The sequence below is a fragment of the bacterium genome (assembly GCA_020444325.1).
Lineage (GTDB): Bacteria > Bacteroidota > Ignavibacteria > SZUA-365 > SZUA-365 > BM516.
Genome location: JAHLLD010000001.1, coordinates 685372 through 711756, shown reverse-complemented (window position 1 = coordinate 711756; position 26385 = coordinate 685372). Strand labels below are relative to the sequence as shown.

25 protein-coding genes and 1 tRNA gene are annotated in these 26385 nt (G+C 56.2%); 4 read left to right on the top strand and 22 right to left on the bottom strand.

The window, feature by feature from the left end; translation table 11 throughout:
- The coding region (locus KQI65_02860; GenBank protein ID MCB2203663.1) for an OmpA family protein at positions 1–860 on the top strand (860 nt) is incomplete at its 5' end.
- A gap of 93 nt (positions 861–953) precedes the next feature.
- Here KQI65_02860 and crtI read toward each other — a convergent pair.
- The 14 genes from crtI to KQI65_02790 all read right to left on the bottom strand — a co-directional run bounded on the left by crtI (position 954) and on the right by KQI65_02790 (position 13592).
- Positions 954–2429 (bottom strand): phytoene desaturase, encoded by a 1476-nt coding sequence (crtI, locus tag KQI65_02855; protein ID MCB2203662.1) that lies wholly within the window; start codon positions 2427–2429, stop codon positions 954–956.
- A gap of 19 nt (positions 2430–2448) precedes the next feature.
- Entirely contained in the window at positions 2449–3102 is a 654-nt protein-coding gene (locus KQI65_02850) for a carotenoid biosynthesis protein (GenBank protein ID MCB2203661.1), read from the bottom strand.
- Positions 3099–4622, bottom strand: coding sequence for an NAD(P)/FAD-dependent oxidoreductase (locus tag KQI65_02845; GenBank protein ID MCB2203660.1), 1524 nt, complete (start codon positions 4620–4622; stop codon positions 3099–3101). The genes KQI65_02850 and KQI65_02845 overlap by 4 nt, the downstream gene beginning before the upstream one ends.
- On the bottom strand, positions 4619–5779 hold the full coding sequence (locus KQI65_02840; protein MCB2203659.1) for a glycosyltransferase family 2 protein: 1161 nt from the start codon (positions 5777–5779) through the stop codon (positions 4619–4621). The genes KQI65_02845 and KQI65_02840 overlap by 4 nt, the downstream gene beginning before the upstream one ends.
- Before the next feature lie 5 nt (positions 5780–5784).
- On the bottom strand, positions 5785–6771 hold the full coding sequence (locus KQI65_02835; protein ID MCB2203658.1) for a phytoene/squalene synthase family protein: 987 nt from the start codon (positions 6769–6771) through the stop codon (positions 5785–5787).
- 39 nt (positions 6772–6810) lie between these two features.
- Positions 6811–7116: a lycopene cyclase domain-containing protein gene (locus KQI65_02830; protein ID MCB2203657.1), complete on the bottom strand. Its 306-nt coding sequence runs from the start codon at positions 7114–7116 to the stop codon at positions 6811–6813.
- Complete coding sequence (locus tag KQI65_02825; GenBank protein MCB2203656.1) at positions 7113–7427, bottom strand: lycopene cyclase domain-containing protein; 315 nt, start codon at positions 7425–7427, stop codon at positions 7113–7115. The genes KQI65_02830 and KQI65_02825 overlap by 4 nt, the downstream gene beginning before the upstream one ends.
- 187 nt (positions 7428–7614) lie before the next feature.
- Positions 7615–7845 carry a 4Fe-4S binding protein gene (locus KQI65_02820; protein MCB2203655.1) on the bottom strand — a complete coding sequence of 77 codons (231 nt, stop codon included), beginning with the start codon at positions 7843–7845 and terminating at the stop codon, positions 7615–7617.
- Positions 7846–8002: 157 nt separating this feature from the next.
- On the bottom strand, positions 8003–9187 hold the full coding sequence (locus KQI65_02815; GenBank protein ID MCB2203654.1) for a hypothetical protein: 1185 nt from the start codon (positions 9185–9187) through the stop codon (positions 8003–8005).
- A gap of 11 nt (positions 9188–9198) precedes the next feature.
- Positions 9199–9894, bottom strand: a complete 696-nt coding sequence (locus tag KQI65_02810) for an ABC transporter ATP-binding protein (GenBank protein MCB2203653.1) — start codon at positions 9892–9894, stop codon at positions 9199–9201.
- Between the two features lie 36 nt (positions 9895–9930).
- Positions 9931–11145, bottom strand: a complete 1215-nt coding sequence (locus tag KQI65_02805; protein ID MCB2203652.1) for an ABC transporter permease — start codon at positions 11143–11145, stop codon at positions 9931–9933.
- 1 nt (position 11146) lies between these two features.
- Positions 11147–12376, bottom strand: a complete 1230-nt coding sequence (locus KQI65_02800) for an ABC transporter permease (protein ID MCB2203651.1) — start codon at positions 12374–12376, stop codon at positions 11147–11149.
- Between the two features lie 2 nt (positions 12377–12378).
- Positions 12379–13125, bottom strand: a complete 747-nt coding sequence (locus KQI65_02795; protein MCB2203650.1) for an outer membrane lipoprotein-sorting protein — start codon at positions 13123–13125, stop codon at positions 12379–12381.
- Positions 13122–13592, bottom strand: a complete 471-nt coding sequence (locus KQI65_02790; GenBank protein MCB2203649.1) for a MarR family transcriptional regulator — start codon at positions 13590–13592, stop codon at positions 13122–13124. Before KQI65_02790 ends, KQI65_02795 begins: the two co-directional genes overlap by 4 nt.
- 147 nt (positions 13593–13739) lie before the next feature.
- Here KQI65_02790 and KQI65_02785 point away from each other — a divergent pair, with 147 nt between their 5' ends.
- The gene (locus KQI65_02785; GenBank protein ID MCB2203648.1) at positions 13740–14531 is read left to right on the top strand and encodes a hypothetical protein; all 792 of its coding nucleotides are present in this window, start codon (positions 13740–13742) and stop codon (positions 14529–14531) included.
- A gap of 45 nt (positions 14532–14576) precedes the next feature.
- Here the strand turns inward: KQI65_02785 and KQI65_02780 are convergent, their stop codons facing one another.
- Both KQI65_02780 and KQI65_02775 read right to left on the bottom strand, forming a co-directional pair.
- Positions 14577–16379 (bottom strand): chloride channel protein, encoded by a 1803-nt coding sequence (locus KQI65_02780; GenBank protein ID MCB2203647.1) that lies wholly within the window; start codon positions 16377–16379, stop codon positions 14577–14579.
- A gap of 39 nt (positions 16380–16418) precedes the next feature.
- The gene (locus KQI65_02775) at positions 16419–18455 is read right to left on the bottom strand and encodes a VWA domain-containing protein (protein MCB2203646.1); all 2037 of its coding nucleotides are present in this window, start codon (positions 18453–18455) and stop codon (positions 16419–16421) included.
- 219 nt (positions 18456–18674) lie between these two features.
- On the opposite strand from KQI65_02775, the gene KQI65_02770 reads away from it, so the two are divergent.
- Positions 18675–19628, top strand: a complete 954-nt coding sequence (locus KQI65_02770; GenBank protein ID MCB2203645.1) for a hypothetical protein — start codon at positions 18675–18677, stop codon at positions 19626–19628.
- Between the two features lie 102 nt (positions 19629–19730).
- Here KQI65_02770 and KQI65_02765 read toward each other — a convergent pair whose 3' ends face one another.
- Both KQI65_02765 and KQI65_02760 read right to left on the bottom strand, forming a co-directional pair.
- Complete coding sequence (locus KQI65_02765; protein ID MCB2203644.1) at positions 19731–20402, bottom strand: energy transducer TonB; 672 nt, start codon at positions 20400–20402, stop codon at positions 19731–19733.
- 20 nt (positions 20403–20422) lie between these two features.
- On the bottom strand, positions 20423–20686 hold the full coding sequence (locus KQI65_02760; protein ID MCB2203643.1) for a NifU family protein: 264 nt from the start codon (positions 20684–20686) through the stop codon (positions 20423–20425).
- A gap of 158 nt (positions 20687–20844) precedes the next feature.
- Here KQI65_02760 and KQI65_02755 point away from each other — a divergent pair.
- Positions 20845–20918: transfer RNA gene (locus tag KQI65_02755), tRNA-Ile, on the top strand.
- 197 nt (positions 20919–21115) lie between these two features.
- Here the strand turns inward: KQI65_02755 and KQI65_02750 are convergent.
- The 4 genes from KQI65_02750 to KQI65_02735 all read right to left on the bottom strand — a co-directional run bounded on the left by KQI65_02750 (position 21116) and on the right by KQI65_02735 (position 26371).
- The gene (locus KQI65_02750; GenBank protein MCB2203642.1) at positions 21116–21394 is read right to left on the bottom strand and encodes a Fe(2+)-trafficking protein; all 279 of its coding nucleotides are present in this window, start codon (positions 21392–21394) and stop codon (positions 21116–21118) included.
- Between the two features lie 229 nt (positions 21395–21623).
- Positions 21624–22616, bottom strand: coding sequence for a hypothetical protein (locus tag KQI65_02745; GenBank protein MCB2203641.1), 993 nt, complete (start codon positions 22614–22616; stop codon positions 21624–21626).
- A 677-nt stretch (positions 22617–23293) separates the two neighbouring features.
- On the bottom strand, positions 23294–24157 hold the full coding sequence (locus tag KQI65_02740) for an RNA polymerase sigma factor RpoD/SigA (protein MCB2203640.1): 864 nt from the start codon (positions 24155–24157) through the stop codon (positions 23294–23296).
- Between the two features lie 408 nt (positions 24158–24565).
- Positions 24566–26371, bottom strand: a complete 1806-nt coding sequence (locus KQI65_02735; protein MCB2203639.1) for a GAF domain-containing protein — start codon at positions 26369–26371, stop codon at positions 24566–24568.
- Positions 26372–26385 lie beyond the last annotated feature (14 nt).

Here is a 26385-nt window from a genome sequence, read left to right as displayed (position 1 = left end):
ACGGAAACAACAATAACGGCGGGAATGGAAACGGCAACGGGGGCGACGGCTCCGGTAACGGAAACAACAATAACGGCGGGAATGGAAACGGCAACGGGGGCGACGGTTCCGGCAACGGAAACAACAATAACGGCGGGAATGGTAATGGCAACGGGGGCGACGGTTCCGGTAACGGAAACAACAATAACGGTGGGAATGGAAACGGCAACGGGGGCGACGGCTCCGGTAACGGAAACAACAACGGCGGGAATGGAAATGGCAACGGGGGCGACGGTTCCGGTAACGGAAACAACAACGGCGGGAATGGAAATGGCAACGGGGGCGACGGTTCCGGTAACGGAAACAACAACAACGGCGGGAATGGGAACGGCAACGGGGGCGACGGTTCCGGCAACGGAAACAACAATAACGGTGGAAATGGGAACGGCAATGATGATGGCGGACTGCGCAGTCACACGCGCAATTTCGTGCTGAAAAGTGTAGACGACATGAAGAACCGTCGCGATAAGTGGGGTGATCTCCTTGCGCAGCGCGTGAACAACATCTTCTTCGATTTCAACAAGTGGGATCTCAAGCCCGCTTCGTCCTTCGAGCTTGATCGCCTGGTACGCTTCCTGAAGAGTAATCCGGACATCGCCATTGTCATCGCGGCACACACCGATGACATCGGCACCCCGGAATACAACATCTCGCTGTCCAACAAGCGAGCGCAATCCGTGGTCACATACCTGATCGATCACGGCATCGCACAGTCGCGTCTCCAGTCAATAGGCTACGGTGAAGCACGTCCCGTGGTACCCAACGACAGTGAGGAGCACAGGGCCGTCAACCGCCGCGTGGAATTCCGCATCGCGGAGTAATCCGCATCGCGGAGTAACACATTCGTCCGTTCTGCAAAAGGCCATCCCCGGCATTCGGGGATGGCCTTTTTCGATTTCCGGGTGTGTCAGGAATCAGCGGAGGTCTTCGAGCACCGCTTCCGCAGCATGTTTGCCCGACAGCAGTACCAGCGGAACACCGCCACCAGGATGCGCAGCGCCGCCGCAGAGATAGAGTCCGGGCTGTGAACGCAAACGGTTCCGGGGACGCAGGAAGGCTGCATTCCTGGAATTGGATGAAATGCCATAGATGCTTCCCCTGTTGGCATTGTAGCGCTGTTCGAGCTCGGCGGGAGTGATGACAGATTCGTACACGATACGTTCGGAAAGATCGATGCCCGCCCGCTTCAGCTTCTCCAGCACCCGCACTTTCATCTGCTGTACCTGCACATCCCTGTTCTCTTCGGTGAGATAGGGCATATTCACAAGCACAAAGAAATTGTCGTGCTGCTCCGGTGCATGTTCCGCGTCTGCGCGGGCGGTGATGGAGACATATACGGTAGGGTCCTCCGGGGGACGCAGCCGGGTAAAGATGTCCTCGAACTCTTCGCGATAGTCCGAGGAAAAGAAAATATTGTGATGTGCCAACTCATGCTGCCTCCCCTTCACTCCCCAAAGAAATACCAGTCCGCTGCATGACGGCTCCAACGTTTCGTACCTGCGCTTCTGCCGTTCTGAAACCGGAGCCAGCTGCGTCATCGTGTACACAGCGTCGGCATTGCTGACCACCGCGCGCGCCGGGAAAAAGCCGCCATCCGCCACGATGCCGCGTTCTGCCGTATCACCTGTCGAAATGCGCTCGATATTACTGTTGAACACAAACTGCACGCCCAGCCGTCGTGCCACCCTGACCAGGCTGCGCACAAGCGCATGCATACCACCCTGCACGTAATACGCGCCGAGGCGGTATTCGACATGGGGAATGATGTTCAGGGTCGCAGGCGCGGCGAAAGGATTCGAACCGTTGTACGTGGCGTAGCGGTCGAAGAGCTGACGCAGGCGTGCATCGTCAAAAAATGTCGATACGGCATCATGCACCGTCCGAAAGGCATCGATCTCGCGAAGGTGAAACAGCGTATGCAGATTCTGCATACGCAGCAGGGATTTCAGGGGCGACAGACTGTGAAAGAGGAAAAGATCACTGGTCAGTTCGTAGATGCGTTCGCTGTAATCGAGGAAACGCCGCACAGCGTCACCCTCACCTGGAGCGAGACGCTCAACTTCCGCCAGGAATGCATTCTCATCAGCCGCGGCATCGAGAACGGATCCGTCGGGGAAGAAGTAACGGCAGATGGGATCAACTGGCAGCAGGGAGACGCGTTCATCAGGAGAAGCATTCGCTGTGGCGTACAGCTGTTCGAGCACGAAGGGCATGGTGAGAAGGGAGGGACCCGTATCGAAACGGAATCCTGCCGCGCGCAGCTCGTCAGCCTTGCCTCCGGGGGTGGACTGCTTTTCATGAACCACGGTCTCAACGCCGGCGGAAGCCAGATGGATCGCGGCTGCCAGACCACCGAAGCCGGCACCTATGATTCGAACAGGGCCGCTCATTGCCAGTGTTCTCCGTTCATCATACGGCGAACATCCCGCTTTTCATTCCGACGAAAGTAATCATGAAATAGAGCAGCTGGGCGATATACATGTGGGCAGGAATGCGCAGCGTCGTACGTCGTTCCACGGTATCGCGCAGCAGCAGCACGGCAGCCAGACTGATCACGAACCAGCTCGCGTAATTACTCAACGGCGGGAAACGCGTGCTCCAGTGCCAGTAATCCAGTACATCGGCGGCGAATTCCAGGAAGAAATCAAACAGCGTCGCCATGGCGGCAACGAATACCGTACTGACGCGGTTGGTGAAATGTCCGACAAAGGCATCGCTCGCCGCGATCACCAGCAGCCAGGCGACAGGGATGATAAGCGAGACACCGAGAACTTTCAGTCCCAGGGTATCGGTGTACTCATAGGTCCCGAATGGAAATCCGGACGCTACCCCGATCGCCTCGATCCCCCAGGTCACAACGAATATCCCGCCGAAGACGAGAGCGGTGCGCATCGTCCATTCATAGGTCAGCCAGAGCAGCACGGCGGCGGAGATGACGAGCACCAGCGGTGTCGTCACACGCATGAAATCCTGCAGCACACCGAGCGAATTCCACACCGCTCCCGCGACGAAGAACACGTAGACAAGAATGATCGTCTGCTTTTCAGATAGAGGATTGTTCATGCATTCTCGAGAATTCGTTTACTCACTGACAGCGCCCCAAGCGTGACACCCGGAATTCCCTGTCCCGGGAAAAAGGTGTCGCCAATGCAATGCAGTCCGTCAAACGGCGTCGTGGAGCGCGGATAGGAAAAGGGAAACACGCGCCGATGCAGGGGAATGCCGCCCACGTTGCCATCCATCCTTCCCGTATAACGCAGGAAGGTCGCCGGCGTACCGCTGCGCTGGTACAGGACGCGCAACGCCGCAAGATCAGGAAGCGCGCGTCCGAGTGCAAGTCGCATTTCCGCTTCCGCCTCCCGTTTCCATCGCAGATACCTCTCGCGATCCTTCCTCGGTGGAAATCGGTGCAGCGGAATGTGCGTACTGATGGTGAGCGTGCGCGTTCCGGATGGAGCGCGCTGATGATCATCAGGATGGGAAAAGGAAAGGAACAAGGTATCGCTGCCGGAACTGTGCAAAGGCCGGTCGAGCAGCACCTGGAGGTTGATTGGCAAACCGGAGGGAAGGCTGTCTTCCACGAGTACGTACATGGTCAACGCACCCCAGAGCGGAATCCGCTTTCTGCGCAGGCGAGCAACACTGCGCGTAAAATGATTGCGCGGCGCACCTTCGGTGATGGACGGGAGATTGAAAAGCGGAAGATTTGTCACCACCTGCCTGGCATGCACGCGATGACCACGCCGTGTCTCCACTTCCCAGCCATCTCCGTGCTGCCTGATCGCAGTGACTGGCTGCCGATAACATACGCGCCCCCCGAACTCCCGTGTTCGACGCTCGAGAAAACGGGCATACTGCAGCATACCGCCGCGGACCGAATATACCGGATAGTCGGGATATGCGAGTCCAAGCGCTCCTGCAAGAAAGGGAATCTCATCTGCGCTGCCCTGGCTGGTGATCAGAAGTTGGGCGTCGACGAATCGCCTGAAGCGCCGGTCGGTGATGCCGTGTGCACGCATATGCGTCGCGACCGTGCGCAGCAATCCCGGGGCCGCACGCAGCACATCTGAGTTCAGTGCCCGCAGATCTCGCAGAAACTCACGCGGCGAGCGCGGGGGCAGATATTCAAGATCCCGCAGCATACGATAGGATGTGTCGCTCCAGGACGAAACGCTGTCCCAGAATCCGCGGAGCGACAGCCGGAAGAAACGTTCTGCTTCTTCCACCCACATGTGCCGGTCACCATGTCGCAGAAGCATGTCACCATCCATGATGATTCCCATCGGCGGTGATGCAGGGAGCAGCGCATCGAAGCTGCCTATGCGATCGAAGAACGTGGCCAGGGGCTGAGAGTCGGCGGTTCCGCTGAATGTCGTGGCGCCGACGTCGAATACCGCGCCCTGTGTCACGTAGGAGGAAGCACAGCCCCCGGGGTAGTGTATTGCTTCAAGCAGGGTGACCTGCAGTCCCTCCCGTGCCAGCAATGCAGCCGCGGATAGCCCTGCCACCCCAGCACCAATCACGATGACATCCTGCCTTTCCTCCGGAAGCGCGTCACCCCCGTATGAACGGGCTGACGTCATGTCCCGGCACCGACCGGAATATCCCTGTCCTTCCACCGCACTGCGCCGCGGAGATAGCGTTGCATGGCATCAATACCGATCCCCACCGCCAGCAGAATGCCGAGCGGATGCAGCAGGGCGGACAGCCAGCGGTGCCCGGCACCGAACACCAGCGGAATGCGAATGATCAAATTCAGCAGTACTGCAGGGAGCGCGGCATCGCGCAGCGGTGTCAGAAGCATGACATAAGGAATTACAAACAGGAGGAGGAGAAGGAGAAGGACAAAAGGAAAAACGGTAAAACGGAATTGAAACGCGGCGAAGAAATTCTTGGCGAAGCCTTCACGAACCGCAGGCCAGCCATCATACATGCGGCAGGAGACGCTCCCATTTCCTGCCGTAAGCAGCATGCGCAAGCCGGCGGATTTCACGCGACGTGCGAGGGCGATATCTTCGACGATGTCGGTTCGCACGGACTCATGTCCCCCCACACGTCGATAGGCTGATCGACGGAAAGCGAACCACTGTCCATTGGCGGCCGCAAGCGAGGTTTTGCTGCTTCGCCAGACGAGCTGCAGGGGGAGAAAAGCATACAGCAGCAAATCCATAATCGGTACGATAATCGTCGCGGCTGCACCGCTGAGCTTCTGCCGAGGAAACGCCGACAGCGCATCGGCATGATATTGCTGCATTCGAGAGACCGTGTCGCTGATCGCCGTTGCCTCGGGCAGCACATCAGCATCCACGAAAAGCATACATTCGGCTTCGCTTTGCCTGGCGAGCTGATGGCAGGCCCAGTTCTTTCCGGTCCATCCATCAGGCAATGCAGCGCCCTGCAGCAGACGGATGCGCGGGTCGACCTCCGCATGCCGGCGAACGATGTCCGCCGTGCCATCGGTGGATTGATCATCCAGCACGGTGACACTGAAACACGGGTAATTCTGTCGTGAAAGCGCCGAGAGCAGATGTCCGATATTCGCTTCCTCATTGCGTGCAGGCACAAGCACCGCAATCTCCGGCGCAGCATCCTCCTTATTCATGGAAACATCCTCCATGTCCGAACCAGCTGATGCGCGCAACCACCGGACGCGGAGAAATGGTCCCGCCAGCATGTTCACGAGCACGATGCCCGCAGGGAGGAGCAGCAACAGACTGATGCCGAAGAGAAGGAATTCCATGCGTTTCAGTCCAGCGTACTGACTGGTGGATGTGAAGAACCGGTAAGCGTATCCTCATCGGGCTTTCGTTCAGCCCCTGCTTTCGCGGCGCGTCCGAAACGTGCGGTGAGCGACATGCGCAGAAGGACGGCGAGTTTGCGCCGGGTGGAAACGACGGGACGCTGCGCAAACACGTCATACTCCGCACGCTCGATCTCACCGAGAATTTCCCTGTACAGTGTCGCAGCGGCGCGCACCGCCGCGCGTCCCTGCCTGTCAAGCAGGGGAATGCCCTGTTCCGCGTACTCGAAATACGAGTGCGCGCGTTCAACCTGCGCCTGTATGAAACGGCGCATTTTCTCGCTGTTCCTGCGTTCGGCAATATCTTCTTCGCCCAAACCGTATTCCCGCAATTCGTCGAGCGGCAGGTAGATCTTGCGGCGCATCGTCCAGTCCTCATCCACATCACGCAATATGTTCGTCAGCTGCATGGCGATACCGAGTGCCTCGGCATAAGGGAAGGCACTGCTGTCGCGGTAGCCGAACACATAGGTCATCATCAGTCCCACAACGGATGCGACATGATAGCAGAACTGCCGCAGCTGCGGAAAGCGCTCGTAACGATCATAGGTGAGATCCATTTCCACCCCGTCAATCAGTTCGAGCGGAAGCTGCAGGGGAATGTCGTAGCGATGCAGCACTTCAACGAAGAGACCGAGTACGGGGTGCTGCGATTCCCCCGTCTTCCAGGCTGTGATCAGCTCGTCACGCCAGTGATCGAGCTCACGCTGTATACGCTTCGCATCTCGCTCCCGGGGTGCATCGACGATGTTGTCCGTATGCCGGCAGAAGGCGTACACGGCGTACACATCGCTCCTTCGTGAAGGCGACATGAATTGCGTGGCGAGGAAAAAACTCTTGGAATACGTGCGGGTCAGAAGGCGTGCATATGCCAGCGCGGGACCCCGGCTCAGTTCAGCGTCGGCATTGGGTGATGTCACCTGTTGCTTCATGGCTGTTCTCCGTCTCAGTCTGTCTGTATCCTGTCATTTTCACACGGCCGTTTTTCGGCGGCGCTGAAGCCACTCGTAAAGTGCGATGGTGGGAGTCAGCAGTGAAAACATGTATGCAATATCCTCGATAGGAATGGTCCAGAGTCGAACACCGATGATGGCTTCCGGTGCATAGCGCACCACGGGCAGGGAAGTCAGCACACCATTCACGACGAAAAACAGTGGCAGCATGACAAGGAAGAACATCCAGAATCTCCGCGTCAGTAAAAGCCGCGTCTTGAGGATGATCAAATCCAGCAGTGTCGCAAGCACTGCTGCCGCTATCGCCATGGTCGTGTACGTCATCGGCGTTTTATCAGATAACCTACGGTATCCCATACCAGTATCGAAGCCAACGGAACGACGATGAAGAAAAGGACTTCCTCAATGGGCAAGTTCACGAGCGTAAGTCCCGTCGTGAACCGGGAAGAGAAACTCCAGTGTCCCGCCGCTGTCGCAAAGACATCCCACACGACGAAAGGCACGGCGACAATCAGAGTCGCAGCCAGTGCTGACCCCCTGTGTTTCGCAAGGGGGAGATTGACGTCCCGCGCTTTCAGCACAACCGGAAGCAGCGTCAGGAACATCAGCAGTGCGTACGTGTACGGTGCTAGCATGTGATACCCGGTGTTTGCATACCGGGAATGACAGGGTACGTAATTTTAGAAGCAACAATCCGACACAGACATAACCCACGACATGGACGAAAAATTCCACGATGCTCTCCCCCGCCACCAAAAAAAAAGCCGGAGAGTCCAGTGACTCTCCGGCGCGACGCTTCATACAGATGCGTCTGAAGTGCGACTATTCGTCAATGATTGCATCCGACGGGCACACGTCGATGCAGGTCGGGGTATCGGAGAATCCTTCGCACATGGTGCAGAGTTCGGGAACGCTGAAGGTGTACTCTTCGCTCATCGGCGGACGAGTTTCACCGTTCACTTCGTAGGATTCGCCGGCATCGAAAATAGCATTGCTGGGACATTCGTCAATGCATGCTGCGCAGTTGATGCAATCATCAGTGATTACGATCATTTCAGGTACCTTTCTGTAAGATGAAACGATAAATGCACGGTGCACATCGTGCTTCTTCAAAAATAGAGAGGAAGATATTGAGAAGCAATGCACCAGAATATCTCCATTACAGAGAATTTTTGTCGTGAACTGAGTGCAAGTTTATGATTTTTCAGGACTAAAAGTAAAAATCTCCCTGCAGATACAGTGACGAGGGGTAGTACCAGTACTCATCGAGCGCTTCACCCCATGGCAGGAGCATCCCTGCTGTCAGCGAAGAATTATCTGAAGTCGACCAGGTAGCGTTCAGGCTGATGTAACCGCTGCCGTCTCCGAGTCCGGTACTTCCTCCAAAACTGGCGACCACGAGCGGATGCAGCTTGTAGGTACCCCCGAGATACATGTAATCGCGTCCGAGGTTGAGAATCTCACCGCGAAAGAGTCGCAGAACATCGTACTTGCCCGGCGAGGCGGCACCTTCGCCATTGTGCAGGTACTCGGTGACGAGATAGAGCTTCGAGGTGAGCTGATAGTCCGCACCGAGAATGAAACGCACGTAGGCATCGGTTTCATCCTGCACGCCGGAGTATATGAACTCGCCGCGCACACCGGCATCGAAGAGGTTTCCGGCAAAATCACCACCGAATACGGGACGATCATCGAACCAGCCACCCATGGCGGACAGGTCGAACTCGTCGACATTCGAGCGGAAACGCATGGCGTAATTTCCCGCCTTGTGCTTCTTCGGATTGACGACGAACTGCAGGTCCGTGAAATTGCCGATATAGTATTTGAACGACAACGCATCCGCGCCGTCCTTCTCTATTTTATCGAAACTGAGAGGGTTGATGGGATTGAACAGGTCGGTCGGATTCCAGATGCGTCCCGTGCCCCAGGAGATGCGCTGCCGTCCGGCAATGATGCTGCCCCAAACGAAATTCTGCCGGAAGTACAGCCGGTCGACAAAATGCTGTAGCTGCACATGTTCCTTGTCTACGGGACGCCATCGCAGGTCAACCACCTGTCTGCCGGCCATGTCCGCTCCCTCTTCGAACAGGAGATTCTGTGAGCTGACGGCCAGTGTCATTTCATGTTCGAGGGAAAGACTGGCGCCTTCCCACATGCGAAGGATGGGACGCAGGCGGAGCCGCGTGAGATTGAGGCTCATGTTTCTGTCGGCAGGAAATGCAGCGGGCACGACGCCGAATACTTCCGAATAATCCGGCAGACGCTGATACATGGGCAGGTCCACCACGTACCCGGAAAACTCCAGCTCCGGCTGTGCGACGAGTGCCCCCGGAAGCAGGAAGATCAGGGCACCACAGCATACGGCGAGCATCTTCATGCCTGTTCGAAACAGCATTCCCTTCTCCATCAGTCGTCCGATTTCACAATCTCATCCCGCTCGATCATACCATCCGTCAAGATGATAAGCCTGCGGGCCCGGTCGATGACCTGCTGATCGTGTGAGGAAAAAATGAACGTGAGGTTGTGCTCGCGGTTCATGCGCTCCATAAGGTCGAGCAGGTTGGCTCCGGTCTCGGAGTCCAGGTTGGCCGTCGGTTCGTCCGCCAGGATGATGGAAGGATTGTTGACGATGGCCCGTGCGACAGCAACACGCTGCTGTTGTCCGCCGCTCATCTCGTTGGGACGCTTGTCCGCCAGCTCTTCAATACTCAATTCCCGCATGACCTCGCGTGCCCGTTCGCGGCGCTGCTCCTGCTCGATGCCGAGCAGCATCATGGTGAACTCGATATTCTCCATCGCGGTCAGCACCGGAATGAGATTATACGCCTGGAATACGAAGCCCAGTTTTTCGAGACGAAACGCGGATATTTCATCACGCGCCTTGTCACCGACGTTCTCCTTCTCCAGGAAGACCTTCCCTTTTGTGGCCTGATCGAGCGCGCCCATGATATTGAGCAACGTGGTTTTCCCGGAGCCTGAGGGACCCGCTATCACGGTAAATTCCCCCTGCGAGATACTGAGATCGATGCCGCGCAGGGCGTGCACGGGCACGCCGTTATCAGAATATGTTTTTTCTACCTTCTCGAGTCGAATGACTTCCATGATATGGTCCAGATATTGCGTTGCGTAAAATCAGTGTTAGACGTATCGGATTGCGGTGACCGGCTGCAGACGCATCGCGCGCCAGGCCGGGTATACGGCGCCGAGCACCGTCGTGAGTGGAATGATTACGATGACGTTGAGAATCGTATCGATCGTCAGGCGCGGATAAATCACGGCACCGACGCCGAAGGATGTGAGTCCCTCCGAGAACACACTGAAATCGATTCCCACGCTCGAGAAGATCAGCAGCAGGCCCGTCCCGAGCAGCAGTCCCGCTCCCGTGCCTATCACGCCGAGCGTGCCCGCCTCGATAAGCACCATGTAGAAGATGCGGCTGACTCGCATGCCGATGGCCATGAGCACGCCGAATTCATTGATGCGTTCAAAGACGGACATCAACATGGTGTTCACGATGCCGAAGATCATGGCGAGCGCAATGATCAGGTAGACGACGTACATCATGGTTTTGTACATGTCGACCTGGGAAACAAGAATCGGCAGCAGATCGATATAGGTGAGAACTTCATACTTGTCCCCGAGTTTGTGTCGCAGCTCCGCGGCGACATCTTCCACCTTGTTGATGTCGCTGACGATGACCGCATATTCGAGCGTCCGGTCTCCCAGCTCCAGCATATTGCGCGCATCCGAGATGGAGGTGAACATGTACGACTTGTCGAACTCCGAGCTCACGGTTTCAAAAATCCCGGTGACACGATACAGCTCGGAACCAACATCACCGCTCAGCGCGGAAGCCATACCCACGACCTTGTCTCCGAGTCCGACCTTGAGTTTGTCCGCCAGTCTGCGTCCAATCACCACTTCATGCGCTGCACCGGTGAGATACGTACCCTCGATGATGGATCGCTTGATTGTGGTGACATCCTTTTCCTGTTGCGGATTCACTCCGACGATGATGCCGCCCGAGGAGTTCAATGCGCTGCTCAGAAGACCAAAGCTGAGCACGCGCGGACTCCAGTGCTTTATCCCTTGCGTGGATGCAAGCACATTTTCAACTTTTGAATTACTTGGAATCGCGTTTTGAATGACACGGTTGTCGTTGAATCCCTTTGAATGAATCTGTATATGGGAGACGTGGGATCCGATGGAGTTTTCAAGCATCTGCCGGATCATGCCGATTGAGAGTCCATCATTGAACATCACGGCAGTGATGCCAACGATGATGGAAGTCAGCACGATCACGGAGCGGCGCTTGTTCCGCCAGAGATTTCTCCAGGCAATGGTGAGCAGCATCTCAGGTGTACCTTATTCCTTTAAGTGGTTCGAGCGTGAAGACACGATAGAGTGGATACAGTGCGGCAAGCAGGGATATGGAAAGAATGGCGATCGAGGTATTGAACATGCTCGATGGCAGGACAATGCTCGGCATGACCGGCAGCCATCCGTATTCTTCCGTCATCGCGGCGTAATCGCCGGTCAGGGTGATCGGATTGGCCTCGAGGTACATGTTTATCCCCAGCGCCAGAATGTTGCCGATAATGATACCTATCAGCAGCATGTATACCGTTTCGATCAGAACGAGCGTCACCAGCTGCCGTTGTGGCATACCGATGGAGAGCAGGATGCCGAATTCCCTGAAGCGCTCGGTGACAGACATAAGCACTGTATTCAGTATGCCGAAGGCAACGATAACGATCAGGATGGCAAGCATGAGCATGCCACTGTAGTTATCGAGTTCTATCCCCTGTTTCATGTCGGGCATCACCTCTTCCCACGGGAGCACGCTCACCTTGCTCGTATCCAGGCGTGCATTCAAATCCTCGGAGACATCGTCGATGTCGTGAAGGTCATGCAGGGCAATGGCGACCACTGACACGCGGCCGTGCATGGTGACCAGCTGCTGCAGATTGTCTATCCCCATAAACACGGCTGCGCGGTCAAAATCCTGCATGCCCGTGCGCACACTGCCCACGATGCGGTATTTCATATTTCCCAGCGCCCCGTCATATCCCTGCGAAAGGATGACGACAGTATCGCCGACATCCGCATTGAGATTTTTCAGCAGTGTTCGTCCGAGCACAATTTCATACGCCTTCGCGGAGGCGATCATGCGTCCTGCATTGATCTTATCCGCCATGCGCGTCACGTTGCGCTCCACTGCCGGATCAATCCCGAAAAGTGCGGCGCCGAGCGAATTCTGTTTGAAGCTGATCAGTCCATCGCCATACACCCGCGGCGCAAAGCCGCGAACCCGATCGTCATTTTCCAGCTCCTGACGCATCTCCTTCGTGAAGAAGAAGCTGCGGTGGAGGGACGGGTTATCTTTGAATTCCGGATTCTGCAGCTGAATGTAGCCGGAAAAGAGGTTCAGCGCCCAGCTGATATTCTGATCGTATGTCCCAAGCTGTATGCCGCGCATGACAAGCGACAGCAGGGTGGCGAAGACGATGGCGGAAATCGTGATCAGCGTTCTTCGACGATTGCGCCAGAGGTTGCGCCAGGCAAGCTTTGTGAGGAGTCTCACGCTCAGTTCCCCCGTTCCAGTTCACGGAAAGAGAATATGCGGTCAGGGATGTCGGCGTTGAAATCGACTTTATCGATGATGAATTCCGTCTTGTGCCCCTCTTTCACCTTGTTGTACATGGTCCACTTCGCAGGGATTTTCCGATCATCCATGGTTTTGTAATCGGAGTAAACCATGTAGCGCACCAGGGTTCCCTTTTCATCGTAGTACTGGACGATGGCGGGAAGATAATCTGCCTTTCGGACCCAGGTATACAGCTTTCCCCAGACAACGGGGGCGTCCGGTTTCGGTGTGGATGCAATTTTCCAGCAATCCTCCCCATGAATTTTCTCCTCCTGCAGGAGTTTGTGCGTGTAGTCATCACTGACGTCGGATTCGCGGGCGAGATCGTCGTTGGTGAAATCCGAACCGTTCCAGGACTGCAGCATCATCGACGGAGGAATTTTAATCGTGGTTTCCGTCGTCCGCAGATAATTCCACATTTCATTGCCGATTTTCAGCCATTTGTTTCCCGCTTCCTTCACCGGCGCAATGGTCTTGATAAGTGCTTTGTCATTCTCGCCATCCCACCAGTACTCCATTTTCATGCTGCGCTCGTATTCCGGGGTGACGACGTTCATTTCGTATGTCCCGCGGCTGGTCTTTCCCTGCAGCAGGTTTTCGGCCTTGTCGATGATTTCGTCCGCCGTCTGTGCCTGAAGCACCTGGCTTGCGACAAGCACAAGGATGAGGATCATTACATGCTTCATTTCTTATCCTTCTTTTGATGCCATCTGTTCAACAATCCCTTGTATTCGGACTCGAAGAACATCATCAGTGCCCTGATTTCCTCGAGTCGCGCAACTCCCTTTTTATCCTTCGGGTTCATTACTTGTTTCCCGCGCTCCATGAGCTGAATGAACAGCTTGATACTCGCGAGCTCGGCGTGCAACAGTGATTCCGCTCCTGACGCGGAGTAGAAATGGCGGCGGTCGCCCCGTACCGTGACGCGCTTGATGAATCCCACGCGTTCGAGCATGCGCACCATGGTGCTGACCGAGCCCCTGCTCGCATGCACTTCTTCCATCAGTTCTTCGCTCGAGAGCTGTTCTTTCTCCGTTGTGAGTAGCACACCCCAGATGCGTCCCCCCATCCGCGGCAGTCCGAACGTCTGCTCACAGGTGCGTGCCATGTCCTCAATGAATTCTCGTTTTATGTCGTCTTTGTTTTTGCTCATTTCCTTACCTCGAATGCCTACGCGCAGTCAATATAAAAGTTTCACTGTTTTCAGTCAATTCTGAAATTACTGTAAACACAAGATTTTTCTTGCGCGATTCCTTCACACTGCGGATATTGCCATAGTCCTTTCTCACATAGCGTATCCATGGCCCGAAAACAGAAATCTTCTTCCCAGAGCTGGCTGCCCGCGATATTGATCGCAGTGGGCGCGATTTTGCTGTTCGGGAATCTTCAGCTGTTCAGTTTCGGCTGGGTGTTTGAGATGGTGCTCAATTTCTGGCCGCTCATTGTCGTGGCGATGGGGGTTTCGCGCATTGTCTCGGGGAAGTCAAAGGATTTTGCCGGGGGACTGCAGCTGATCGCCGTTGGCGTCTTCCTTCAGATACTCGTGTTCGGCTGGCTGCCGGGGAATCTCCTGTCGTACTGGCCGTATGCGATGGTCATCCTGGGACTCTGGCTGATCTTCATCCAGCCCAAGAAGAAGCGGCTCGAACGAACACGGACGGATGATCGCCTCCAGGTGAGCGAGATCCTTCATGATGCGCATTACACGGTGGAGAGCGACAGCTTTGAGGGGGGACGCCTGACCGCCGTACTCGCTCATCTCGACTGTGATCTCACGCGGTGCGATGCGTCCCCCGTCACCATGAAACTTCATGCGGCCATATACGGCAGCGCGGTCACGCTGTTCATTCCCGAGTCGTGGCATGTCACGCTGCAGATGAGCAGCAGCATGGGCGAGGCGCGCGACAGGCGCGTGCTGGGGAATCCACCCGGAGTGCAGCACACGGAGAAATTGATCATATCCGGATCCATTCTTGCAGGAAAACTCGAACTGAGGGATGTGGAGGAGTTGCAGGGTGAGAATGCTGCAGGGAAGGATGAGGAAGAATCCGGCAACGGGGAGAATTCGAAAAGCGAACAGGAAGGGGCGTAGCGCAGAGGGAGACCCGGGGACGCGCAGAGGGAAACGTAGGGAGGATCAGTGTTCCCTGGTGACGGAACGGCGGTAATAGGTCTGCGCGTCGTAAGCGGTGACGAGTCCGACCGCGCGCTTGCTGCCATCGGCATCCAGCACGGGAAGCACACTCCACCCGTAATCGTCGAAGAGTTTCAGAATGACATCCAGCGTGGTGTGTTCGAACACGGGTTTGATAGACATCACCATCACGTCTGCGGCCACGAGTCCCTGTACCAGCTCGCGCTCGGCGATAAAGGAACGGACGTCCTCGAATTCTATGAGTCCGAGATACCGCTGATCCGCGTCAAGCACGAGAACGGCGTCGTGACGGGTCTGCTCGAAGATCACGAGAATATCCCGTATCGGGGTGCTCGTTGTCACATGCGCCACGCCGCGTTCGACGATCTGGTCGATGGTAATGGAATTGAGCAGCGGTACATAGGCGAAGGAACCGATATGTGTGCCGGGTTTGCTGATGGACCAGGAGTATATGGAATTGCGCAGAAAACGCTGTGCGATAACCGTTGCCACGATGGCAGTAAGCATGGCGGGCAGAACAATGGAGTAGTCGTTCGAGATCTCGATGAGAATGAGAATGCCCGTCAGCGGCGCGTGCATTGTTCCCGCCAGTATGGCGCCCATGCCCGACAGCGCATACGCCGTGGGTGTATGGACGAGGTTGGGGAAGAGCAGCATCATGAGCATGCCGAACACCGCGCCGACCATCGCGCCGCTTTTCAAAGCCGGGGCGAACACGCCGCCGGTACCGCCGCTGCCGGTCGTGACAGCGTTGTGCCAGGGCTTGAGGAAAGCGACGACCAGCATCAACCAGATGGGCAGGCTCGCATGCAGGGCTTCGTTGACCGGCGTGTATGTCTGCTCCATCATCGACGGAAGGAAGAGAATGAGGATACCGGCCAGCAGTCCACCGACGGCGGGACGAAAGACTTCGGCCACACGGAGGTTCTCGTGACTGAATTTTTCCACGAAAATGATGACGCGTGTGAAGTATGCCGACATGAGTCCCATGATCACGCCGAGCAGAGCGAAGAGCAGATACTCAGGCAGTGCGATGGAGAAACCGGAAGGTGCATTGACGAGAGTGAAACTACCGTACACGTTGCGTGTGATCGCTGTCGCGGCCACCGCGGATACCACGACGGGAGTAAATGTCTTGAGGCGGAAATCCCCGAGGATGACTTCGAGGACGAACATGACACCACCCATCGGGGCGTTGAAAATCCCGCTGATACCCGCCGCAGCGCCACAGGCGATAAGCGTGCGGCTCTGGTCGCGCGTGAGACGGAAGATGTTGGCAATGCTGATACCAACCGCCGCACCGACATGGATGATGGGGCCTTCCCGTCCGCCACCGCCGCCCGATCCGATCGACAGCGCACCGGTGAGCAGTTTTTGCAGAATGACGCGGCGCTGAATACGTCCACGACTGAAACGCGATGCGAGAATGACCTCGGGCACCCCGTGTCCGGGCTTGGCCTTGAACACATAGGTTTGCAGCAATCCCACACCGAGTCCGCCTGCGGCCGGAATCAGCGGAATCAGCAGATACTGCCAGTATTGATTGGAGTGGGAAAGATCGAACAGCTCCTGGAAATGCTCCCCTGCGAATTCCACGGTCCAGTTGAACAGCAGAATGACGCCACCGGTTGCGACGCCGATGCCCGCGGCAATAAGAATGAGCACGGATTCACTTCGTGTGAAGCGAATCAGTGTTTTGCTCAGTTCTTTCGGCTGCGCGAAATAGAGGCGGCGGAACTGCGCCTGTAAGCGGGGTATGAGTTTCTCAAGAAACTGCATAGCCATGCAAATTACGCAGCAGCGACGTCAGAACAAAAAACGCCGTCAGCGAACATACAGCATGGATCGTGTAACCACCAGGTCGCCGCTGCGCAGCACGGCATGATACACGCCGGCGGGAAGCTGCTCCGCGTTGAAGCGGAGCCGGTGCTCACCCTCGGGAAGCTGTCCGTCATAAAGGCGCTGTGTTCTCCGGCCCTGGCTGTCGAGCACATCGAGCGTAAACTGCCGCCCGTCGTATTTCCGCGGAATGCGGAACACGATATGGGTCTCAGAGCCATTGTCGGTGGTGAAGGGATTCGGTGCGTTCTCGACTTCGACCTGCGGTTCGACACGGCGCAGGATGAATTCACAGTTGCCGTCCTGCAGCACGTGGATTTCAGGCAGAGTACTATCGGCGGGACAGCAGCGCTGCCAGAGCTCACCGTACTCGATCGATACTCCTATCGAACGTACTTCCTTCCCTTCATTCGGACCAATACGCAGATATGCGACGACACCGCCGGTATCCGCGGGAAATACCGGTGTCACGATGTGCATTTCGATCAACTCACCATCCCGGGTCCATTCCATTGCGTCTTCCGCAAACAGGTTGCCCGGAAGGATGTCGAGGTTTTCGATGCCGGGAGGGACATTGATGGCAACGTTCGCTGTCAGTGGCAGGTTCAGATCAAGTCCATGCGCCACCCGAATCGGTATCATAACCTGCTGATCGGCTGCGAGGGTGGGCACGGAGTCCAACGCAAGCGCCAGAGGCTGATAGCACTGGCAGATAAGCGTGCTGTCGGGTATGGTGGTGAAGTTCGTGGGACATCCGGCGAGGTCGATATCCGTGATGTACAGTCCCACCTTGCGACTGCTGTCAGACAGCAGCGCTTTGATGGAAAAGCCAACCAGCCTGTTTGTCGTGAACGGCGGCGTAATGTTCTCCAGCGTGAAGCGCATCTGTCCCCTGCCGATTTTCTGCATTTGCACAAGCTGATTCTGCACCACGGTACCGAGTGTGAACGGCAGGGTCGGAATTTCCACGAGGTCCTGGTTGTAGTGCAGCGTGAAAGACATTGTCAGCGACAGCTCCGTATTTGGAGGAGGCGCAATCTCGATATACCCGCGGCTCGTGGCGGTCAGGTTCAATTCGTCGGGAACGTCGACACGAAGCGTGGTTTCGAGGGCACGTCCGGGACTGACCAGCTCGGCGAGATCCTGTGCGGTTTCACCGCCTTCGGAAACGGTAAGCAGCAGTGAGCGAAGGGTGTCGGCGCAGTCAGCGGATTCATACTCCGCGATGCAGCAGGGCTCGGTGATGATATCCGCAATTTTCTTGTAGACCGCCGTCAGTTCACTTGGACGCTCGACGATGAAGAACACGCCGCCGGTTTCCACAGCCATGCGTTTCATGACATCCTCCACATCCTTCGTGTCTACCGGAATGGCGAATGCCACCGTATGCAGCGTGGCATCGATGGAGTTTGCATACGCGATGGTTTCATCCAGCGTATGGGTAGAGCGATTATCCTCACCATCCGTCAGCACCACGGCATGTCTGTTTCCGTTCTGATTTTCGAGCAATTGACAGGCACGGTACGTTGCGCTGAAAATGGCCGTTCCGCCGCTCGCGACCATGTTGTCGAGCACCGCCTTGAGCTGAAGCTTGTTTGTCGTGAATCCCTGCTGCACGACAATGTTTTGTCCGAACGTCACGATCGCTGCTACATCGTTGGGTCCGAGACTGTCGACAAGAATTTTTGCCGCTTCCACGAGCTTCGGCAACGCGGAGAAAATCGAACCACTGTTGTCGAGAACGAGGACGACAGAGTTGATCTTATCCGGATCGGGGCAGCGGATGATCAGATCGCGCTGCTCACCGTTCTCGAGAAGTGAAATGTTCTCCGGCAGCAGTCCTTTCACGATTTCGCCATCCCTGCGTACACAGGCCTTGAAGGTCACACGCGGGAGGGTGCTGAAATCCACTTCATTAATGGTCACATCGAGGGGCTGTGCGAGAAGTGACGGGTCGGAGAACGAAAACAGCAGTACGGAAAGCAGGGCCGCTTTCAGAAACATCGCTCTCAACATCTTCATGAGCTATATAAACGTATATGGATGAACCTGAACTGTTCATCCATACTAGTGGAAACTGTCCTGTGGTGCAAGACTAAAATGATGGGAATTTTCTCCCTCTTGCCGTGTCCATAGAGCGGCTGGCCTGATACATATCCCGGTGACGATACGACGCAGCCGGGTCCTTTTCACGGGGTTGCATGGAATGTGCAGCTACATTCAATGAAGGAGGAGTCCATCATGAGGATTCGACACCTGTCAGGCATGCTGTTACTGCTGATACTCAGCGCATTGCCGATTCATGCACAGCAATACGATGATTTCGAAAATCCCACACTGGAGAAGGAATGGACGGTGTTCCGTGAAGTCCCGGACCACTGGCGGCTTCTGGAGGGCCTGCTGGAAATCACAACACAGCGCGGCGCACTCAATGGCACCATGTTCAACAATGTACATAACATGTTCCTGCAGGACGTCCCTTCGACCGGAAACATCGTTCTCGAAACCCAGCTCTATTTTTCCCCGGATTACCTCTATCACAACGCCGGGTTGCTGTACTATATCGACGATGATAATTACATCCGGGTTTCCCGGGGCATCAAACCCGACACGAACGGGGTATGGCTGGAATGGGAAGTGGACGGAGAAACACATTTTCACAGCGTGTTCGGTGTGGTCGTGGATACCGTGTTTCTCAAACTCGAACGAACACGCGGCGTGTTCACCGCATACTATGCGACGGAACGAAACTCCTGGCAGGAGATTGCTTCGGAAAGCATCAGCTTTCCTGATGGAACGCCCATGGCGGGACTGCAGGCAGCTAACGGAGAGGGTCTGGTGGCGGAGGGAGATGATATTCCGGCACGCTTTGAATATTTCGGTGCCAATCCACTGGCGGTGGAAGACGCCGCAGGCTATCCCGCTTCCCTGACCGTACAGGGCAGCTGGCCGGAACCGGCTGTGGCAGGACAATCCCTGACTGTTTCCCTCAGCCTCGTGAAGGCAAGCGAAGTGCACTGGAAGCTCACGGATCTTCTGGGACGCGAAGTCCTTGCGTCCCGCAGTGCAGGCAGGTATGCTGCCGGACTGCAGACGATCCAATGTGCGATAGGCGATGTGCCACCCGGCATATATTTCATGCATGTAATGGCTGCACACAGCCGGGTGGTGCAGCGCATACTGCTCACACGCTGAATCGAAGCACAGCGACGGCAGAAAAAAGGCGGGAGCAATCCCGCCTTCCTTGTTTCATATGCGCAGCCATTGTAAGCGCGCAGTCTGCTCATCGTCTGAGCGTCACTTGTTCTCTTCCGCTTTTTTCTTTTCCGCTCGCAGGCGTTTCAGCTCTTCCTCAAGCGATTTTCGTTCTGCCTCGAGCCGCTGCTGTTCTTCATGCAGCATGTCGCGGGCGCGGCGCAGCTCTTCGCTCTCCTGTTCAAGCTGCTCTCCGCTTTTCGTCGCGTCGTAGTGATCCTCATCGCGGCGCAGACGAAACTCCACCGGAATGCTGACGCGGGAGGCGACGTTTGTACCCTCTCTGCGCGCCGCCTTGTATATCCCCCGGCGTACCGCGCGCAGCGCGATGCTGTCAAGCACCGCATGGCCTGAACTTTCTCGCAATTCACCGTACGCAGGCGCCCCCTTCGCGTCAATCCAGACTGCAACGATGCTCACACCCTCAATGCGCTGCCGCATCGCCCAATCGGGATATTCAACCTCCAGCGGTTCCAGCAGCCGAACGGCTTCTTCCGTCGGCGCCTGGGGCTGATCGAATTCCGCTGGACGCGTACCGAAGCGCTGCGCTTCCGTCGGCAGCGCTTTTCGAGACGGGTTTTCCTGCGGCAGGGTTTCCTGCGGCAGGGTTTCCTGCACCTGGGACAGTATTGAAGGTGCAATCCCGATGAGGAAAATGAGGGAGAAAAAAACGCCCCTGTGAAAAACGCAGGGGCGGCAAATATCGATGCGCATGCGCATATCCTTTCCGCTTATCAGCAGTATGGCGCCTGGGTGGGACTGGCGAGTTCCACCGAAACGATTTCGGGGAAACGGCGGCGGAGGATTGCTTCCACCCCGCCCTTCAGCGTCATCTGCGCTGAGGGACAGGTGCCGCAGGCCCCCGCGAGCTCTACATAGACGACATTGTCTTTCATTTCTACAAAGTTGATCTGTCCACCGTCCGATTCGATGTAGGGACGGATCTGCACGTTGATAACTTCTTCAATCTGTGCTTCGAGTGTTGCCTGTTCTGACATTCTTGCTCCGGTGTAAAACGGTAAATACCATCGGGTCAAAAAGTACAAAATTTGTCTTTTTGCAGCAATGGCTTTCGGATGCCCCCATCCTGTATCCGCCGGAGAGGTTGTCATGTATTGCATTTCCCGGCGCACGGGGCTAAGTTGTCTTTCTTTCTGGGCCCTTAGCTCAGTTGGTTAGAGCGGTGGACTCATAATCCATTGGTCGCAGGTTCAAGTCCTGCAGGGCCCACTTACTGCTCCCAAGCTCTTGGAAGCAGTGAATGCGCGAATGGGCCGTTCCTTCCGGAGCGGCCCATTCTTTTTCAAAATATGCAGAATGTGCATAATGAACGACCTGGAATTATGCAGAAACTGCATATCGTCAGCACCGGAAATATGCAGTTTCTGCATAATTCATCCGCGGATTGGCGGAGGGAAAGGGGAAAATCAGTTTTCGGGTGGAACGTAGTCTACGCCGGCAACTTCCCCGCCGTCGTCGAGGTTGAAGAATGCGAGAATCTGCTTGTTGAGAAACTCATCCGTCGCAGGATCCATGAGGTTGAGACGGTACTCGTTGATGAGCATGATCTGCATTTTTATCCACTCGTCCCAGCAGTCCTGGCAGGCGTTCGCAAGCAACTTTTCGCGGACTTCGCCCCTATAAAAGGCCGTCTTCTGTACGGCTTCCTTTTCCTGACTGCAGCGGGAGCATGTGATGACAGACAATGGTTGTCTCCTTTCATTGATGTTCGTCCCTTAAAACTACGCAACTGCCGCACGAGTCCAAAACCCGGCATGGGCAAAACCCTTCACCCTCATTCCCCACACGTCCTCATTCAAATTCCAGCTCGGCGCCGGTCTCACCTTCGCCCGCGTTTCTCGCTCAACGTATGTCCACCCCGCAACGTATGTCCGCCCCGCAGCGTATGTCCGCCCCACAGCGCATGCCTTACCCTCAACGCGGGTCCTCCTTCGGTTTCATTTTCCTGGGAGGATACTGCTCGATGGGCTGCGGTTCGGGACGATTGGGTGGATGCACGGGCAGCGTGATGATGAGGGAGTCGGGAATCTGCAGGCTGCTGTCGGGGGTACCGCCGCGCTCTTCGTCGAGTTCGCCGGTGCTTCGGACATTGCCGAGCGTTTCGCCAGCGGGAATATCGGGCTTGCGTTCGTCGTACAGTGCGAACCAGGGATATCCATATGTGGTATAGGTCTCCGCATCGATCGGCGTGGAGGGCGGCGTCATACCGGTGATGGCGGCGAAGTATTCACTGTCGACGATGTACAGTACAATCTCCACAGCCGCTTCCTTCTCCCATGTCCGTAATCCGTAAGCATCCGGATACACTTTCTGCTTCATGCGTCCCCCGGCTCCCATGCCCAGGGACGATTTCCGTACGCCCCCTCGTGCTGAAGCTGCCATTGCCGGGGCGTCCACTTCCTGCACTCTGCCACGGTCATACGCGAAAGGCGCTGATTCAGGGAATCGTCCCGGACGCGGTTCATAGACCGCGATTCGCAGCGCTTCTTCGCTTTCTGCGCCTGTCACCTGCGCTTCCACCGAGTAACCGCTTCCCTTCGCGACGGCGACGAACTGCCGGATAACCCCGTCCTCGGTCTTGATGCCGTCGAGCCACGGCTGATTCGGAACGACGAGGTAGTTCTGCGGATCATCCTGCAAACCATGATCCCAGGTGTTCCCGGTCAACGCATCGATACGTCCGAGTCCGACCTGCACCGCATTTGGTTTCCACGCTGCGGCGTCAAACTCAATCCACATGGCTTCGCGGCGGTACATGGGCAGGAAAAAGGCGTTCTCGCGCTGCCAGTGTGCCGGAATGCGATCCGTGTAATCTTCGACGCGGTAAAGCGGGAAAGCACCGAGTCCGGGTGGCAACGGATATTTCTTCCCATCATCGGGAATGCGCAGCGTGCGCTGAAAGCGCATGCTGAACCTGTTATTGAAATGCAGCGCATTTCCGCGGAGCTGAGGGTATATCATTGCACTATCTTCGGCAATACGCAGGGAATCGTCCTTACCGGGTCCCTCCTCGGCCGACACGAATGAAAATGCACCGTCACCGGGAAAAGAAACGCATGCAAGAATACTCCCCGCGAGTAAAAAAGTCAGGAGCTGTGTCATGAGTCCGTACCGGTTTCCTGGAACAAGATGCTTTCTACGACGCACAGGCGGGACCGGTTCCTTCCCGCGGGACAAAAAAAATCCCGTCTCCTTGGGAGACGGGAAATCTTCAGAGAAAGTGAGTTTTATGGTCCGACACGCCGGCTCAATGATTTAACATCGGCTTGCCGGAAGGAAAAATTCATGTGTCGGGCCATGCGGATGGTGTCAATCTGTGCATCGCGACCCTTGGGAAGATGGGAATGGTGCACTTTATTGAGCAGGCCGATGGCGTGGACAGTGAATCTTTCGGACAACGGTAACGCAACTCTCCTCATAGAGGTCTCCAGAGTGAAACATCAGCAACACACAGTGCCCCATTATAGAGAACCTCCGGCAAAGACTCAATCCCGAATTCCATGCATGCAATAATTCCTGACCAACAATAAAAAAACGCCCTCTCGATGAAAAGAGGGCGTAAAACAGAAATTCGCAGGGAAAAATCAGCCGAGGTAGGAACGTAGCTGTTTGCTGCGTGAGGCATGGCGCAGACGGCGGATGGCTTTTTCCTTGATCTGCCGTACACGTTCACGGGTGAGATTGAATTTCTCACCGATTTCCTCGAGCGTCAGCGAATGCTCGCGATCCAGACCGAAATACAGGCGAATCACTTCCGCCTCACGTTCGCTGAGCGTGGCCAGTGCACGACGCACCTCAACCTTCAGCGATTCAGTCATCAGCGTATTGTCCGGATTGGGCTGGCGATCATCCTGGATGACGTCAAGCAGCCTGTTGTCTTCACCCTGCGCAAAAGGCGCGTCCACCGAAATGTGGCGTCCGGAAATTTTCAGGGTGTCGGCCACTTCAAAAAGCGTCATGTCCAGCTCTTCGGCGAGTTCGCTGGCACTGGGCTCACGTTCGTAACTCTGCTCGAGCTCGCTGAACTTCTTGCCGATCTTGTTCAGTGCGCCTACGCGGTTGAGCGGAAGACGCACGATGCGCGACTGCTCGGCCAGCGCCTGCAGAATCGACTGTCTGATCCACCAGACGGCGTAAGAAATAAACTTGAAGCCGCGTGTCTCATCAAAGCGTTTGGCCGCCTTGATCAGACCCAGATTTCCTTCATTGATCAGATCACCGAGGGAAAGACCCTGGTTCTGATACTGCTTCGCCACGGAAACGACGAAACGAAGATTGGCCTTGGTAAGCTTTTCGAGTGCGGTCTGTGCACCGCCGCCCCCCGCCTTGATTTTCTTCGCCAGCTCAATTTCTTCATCCGGCGTCAGGAGGTCGACCTTGCCGATCTCCTGCAGGTATTTATCCAGGGATTGACTTTCCCGGTTGGTATACTGTTTCGATATTCTCACTCAATCACCTGACTGTGATATAGATACACATGCATGGGGTGGTTGTCTCGTCTGTCTTCCGCCAATACATACGGCGGTTCATCGCATCCTGTTCCGAAGGCGCGCCTCCGCGGAGACATGTGCCCTCTCTGTCTCAACAAGCCCTGCGTCCGTGGAATTCCCGGGTGGGGAGATCAGCCCTGTGGCTGCCGCTGCCATGAGGCGCGAGGGACGGTCCCTGCTGAAAACAGCGTCAGATGACGCTTGCAGTGGACATGACACAGCCCTTTTCCGACAGGGCGGAAAGGGCAAACTTGAATATGCAACAATTATGGAAAAGTGTCAATACGGGAATCTGCACCCTCCGCACTGTTTTGCGGATTCTTTTCAGCGGAAAATGGGGACAGGGTGCCGGGGGAAATAGCCGGACTACACGACTTTGACGCAATTACCGCCGTCGGCCACAGCGCGGTCGAGTGCCTGGCGGGCCAGTTTCAGAATATGTTCGGTGTCGGAGGACTGGCTGAGCGTACAGCCCGCGATACTGATGGATATCGAGAAATTCCCACCGCCGTGCGAAACCACGTTGGAGGAAACGTTTTTACGGATTTTCTCTCCACGCAGATAGGCATCCTCCGGAGAGGAGTGCATGAGCAGCACGCCGAAAGTCACGGCGTCGAAGCGTCCGACCACATCATAACTGCTGACGTGTTCGCGCAATGTACCGCCAATATTGTACAGCAGCTCCTCAATGCGGTTCTGACCGTGCTTCTGCACCAGTTCTTCGGGATCATCGAGTTTGACGAGGAAGAAGACGGCGCTGTCGCCACGTTCTTTGATACGGTCCTGTTCCTCACTCAGACGGCGCAGCAGAAGCGATCGACTGGAGGTCTGTGTTTCCTCATCGAGCAGCAGGTGTTTGCGGGTGTACTCATGAAGCCGTGCGTTCTCGATGGCATTGGCTGCGTGGCCTGCAATGCGCCGGAGAATGGCCAGGTCCTGCTCGGCATACTGATGGTTTTCCCGATACTCGACGAGCAGCAATCCGTAATACGCACGCGTCGTGACCATGGGGACGGCGCACAGCTGACCGAAGGAATTTATGGCTTCCTTTTCATGAAAACGGTATGCCGGAGGTGCCGGAGCATCGAGTATGCGTCCGTCAACACCGTCGAGTGCGGATTTGAGGACGGACCCGCCCATATCAACCGTCACTCCTTCGGAGATATACGGAAGGTTGGCTGCCTTGGCGAGACTTTTCACGACGACCCAGGATTTCCGTTCCGGACTGTGCAGCACGACGGCGATATAGTCCCAGTCCATGATTTCACTCGCTGCTTTCGCGGCGACGTTTGCAATACCGTAGGCGTCAAGATTGTTCTTGATGCCTTCATGCAGATGATCGAGCACACCGAGCATGCGGGCATCGGCGGCGAGATCGAATTTCTGATTGTAGCTGCCAAGGAGGAGGTTGATCAGCGAGGTGACGCGTCCGATGGAAGCGACGGTTTCGAGTCCGAAGGCATCGGGCGCCTTGCTGTCGGCGGCGAGCACGGCGATGACGTCTCCGCCGAAATACATGGGAACGCCGACGAACGATTTGATACCTTCAACCGCATCGTAATACACGACGAGGTCGCCTTCGCTTGCGCCGGAGATATCGGAGACAATTTCGGGTTTCCCTTCATAGGCGATGCGGCTGATCAGGTCGCTGCCCAGGTTGAGCCTGCGTGCAGTCGTAAAATTTCCCGTGTCCGTGGTGAATTCCCCGATGATGATCTGCTCACGGTCGCTGTTGATCCAGAACAGTCCCACGGTATGCGCCAGCACATGCTCTTTGAGCACCTGCAGCAACTTGTTGGTCAGGAAATCGAACTCGGCGCGCGGATCATCCTGCGGAAGTGCCTCGGTATCGAAGCGGTACAGCTCCGCGGGAATGTCGGCCGGCACGTCGACCTGCGGGGCTTCCGGCATGCTGCGCTGTTCGGAAGCTGCGGCGGCATCGCGACGCGGAGCGGCATCCTCCGCAGCCCCATCCTGCGCGGCTTCTTCCCCTTTCTCTTCTTCCGCCTCATCGGCGCCAAGTGATTGCGACAGGGTCTGGTACAGCAGCACTGCGCCAAACACAAAGATCACGGCAGCGATAATGCGTATGTAGACCGGGTCGTCGAAATAAATGAAAACCGCCGCTGCTGCGAGCATGACGGCGCCGATACCGATACTGCTTTTATTCACCGCGATGTCGATGT

Excerpts from the sequence above, each read along its gene's own strand:
- KQI65_02745 (MCB2203641.1), bottom strand. The coding sequence starts at position 22,616 with ATGCGCTTTCAGCGCACGCTGCGCATTCCCGATGATGGGAAGAAATAT.
- KQI65_02785 (MCB2203648.1), top strand. The coding sequence starts at position 13,740 with ATGGCCCGAAAACAGAAATCTTCTTCCCAGAGCTGGCTGCCCGCGATA.
- KQI65_02830 (MCB2203657.1), bottom strand. The coding sequence starts at position 7,116 with ATGACGTACACGACCATGGCGATAGCGGCAGCAGTGCTTGCGACACTG.
- KQI65_02795 (MCB2203650.1), bottom strand. The coding sequence starts at position 13,125 with ATGAAGCATGTAATGATCCTCATCCTTGTGCTTGTCGCAAGCCAGGTG.
- KQI65_02780 (MCB2203647.1), bottom strand. The coding sequence starts at position 16,379 with ATGGCTATGCAGTTTCTTGAGAAACTCATACCCCGCTTACAGGCGCAG.
- KQI65_02835 (MCB2203658.1), bottom strand. The coding sequence starts at position 6,771 with ATGAAGCAACAGGTGACATCACCCAATGCCGACGCTGAACTGAGCCGG.
- KQI65_02770 (MCB2203645.1), top strand. The coding sequence starts at position 18,675 with ATGAGGATTCGACACCTGTCAGGCATGCTGTTACTGCTGATACTCAGC.
- KQI65_02760 (MCB2203643.1), bottom strand. The coding sequence starts at position 20,686 with ATGTCAGAACAGGCAACACTCGAAGCACAGATTGAAGAAGTTATCAAC.
- KQI65_02765 (MCB2203644.1), bottom strand. The coding sequence starts at position 20,402 with ATGCGCATCGATATTTGCCGCCCCTGCGTTTTTCACAGGGGCGTTTTT.
- KQI65_02775 (MCB2203646.1), bottom strand. The coding sequence starts at position 18,455 with ATGAAGATGTTGAGAGCGATGTTTCTGAAAGCGGCCCTGCTTTCCGTA.
- crtI (MCB2203662.1), bottom strand. The coding sequence starts at position 2,429 with ATGAGCGGCCCTGTTCGAATCATAGGTGCCGGCTTCGGTGGTCTGGCA.
- KQI65_02845 (MCB2203660.1), bottom strand. The coding sequence starts at position 4,622 with ATGACGTCAGCCCGTTCATACGGGGGTGACGCGCTTCCGGAGGAAAGG.
- KQI65_02805 (MCB2203652.1), bottom strand. The coding sequence starts at position 11,145 with ATGCTGCTCACCATTGCCTGGAGAAATCTCTGGCGGAACAAGCGCCGC.
- KQI65_02840 (MCB2203659.1), bottom strand. The coding sequence starts at position 5,779 with ATGGAATTCCTTCTCTTCGGCATCAGTCTGTTGCTGCTCCTCCCTGCG.
- KQI65_02850 (MCB2203661.1), bottom strand. The coding sequence starts at position 3,102 with ATGAACAATCCTCTATCTGAAAAGCAGACGATCATTCTTGTCTACGTG.
- KQI65_02815 (MCB2203654.1), bottom strand. The coding sequence starts at position 9,187 with ATGCTGTTTCGAACAGGCATGAAGATGCTCGCCGTATGCTGTGGTGCC.
- KQI65_02790 (MCB2203649.1), bottom strand. The coding sequence starts at position 13,592 with ATGAGCAAAAACAAAGACGACATAAAACGAGAATTCATTGAGGACATG.
- KQI65_02820 (MCB2203655.1), bottom strand. The coding sequence starts at position 7,845 with ATGATCGTAATCACTGATGATTGCATCAACTGCGCAGCATGCATTGAC.
- KQI65_02825 (MCB2203656.1), bottom strand. The coding sequence starts at position 7,427 with ATGCTAGCACCGTACACGTACGCACTGCTGATGTTCCTGACGCTGCTT.
- KQI65_02810 (MCB2203653.1), bottom strand. The coding sequence starts at position 9,894 with ATGGAAGTCATTCGACTCGAGAAGGTAGAAAAAACATATTCTGATAAC.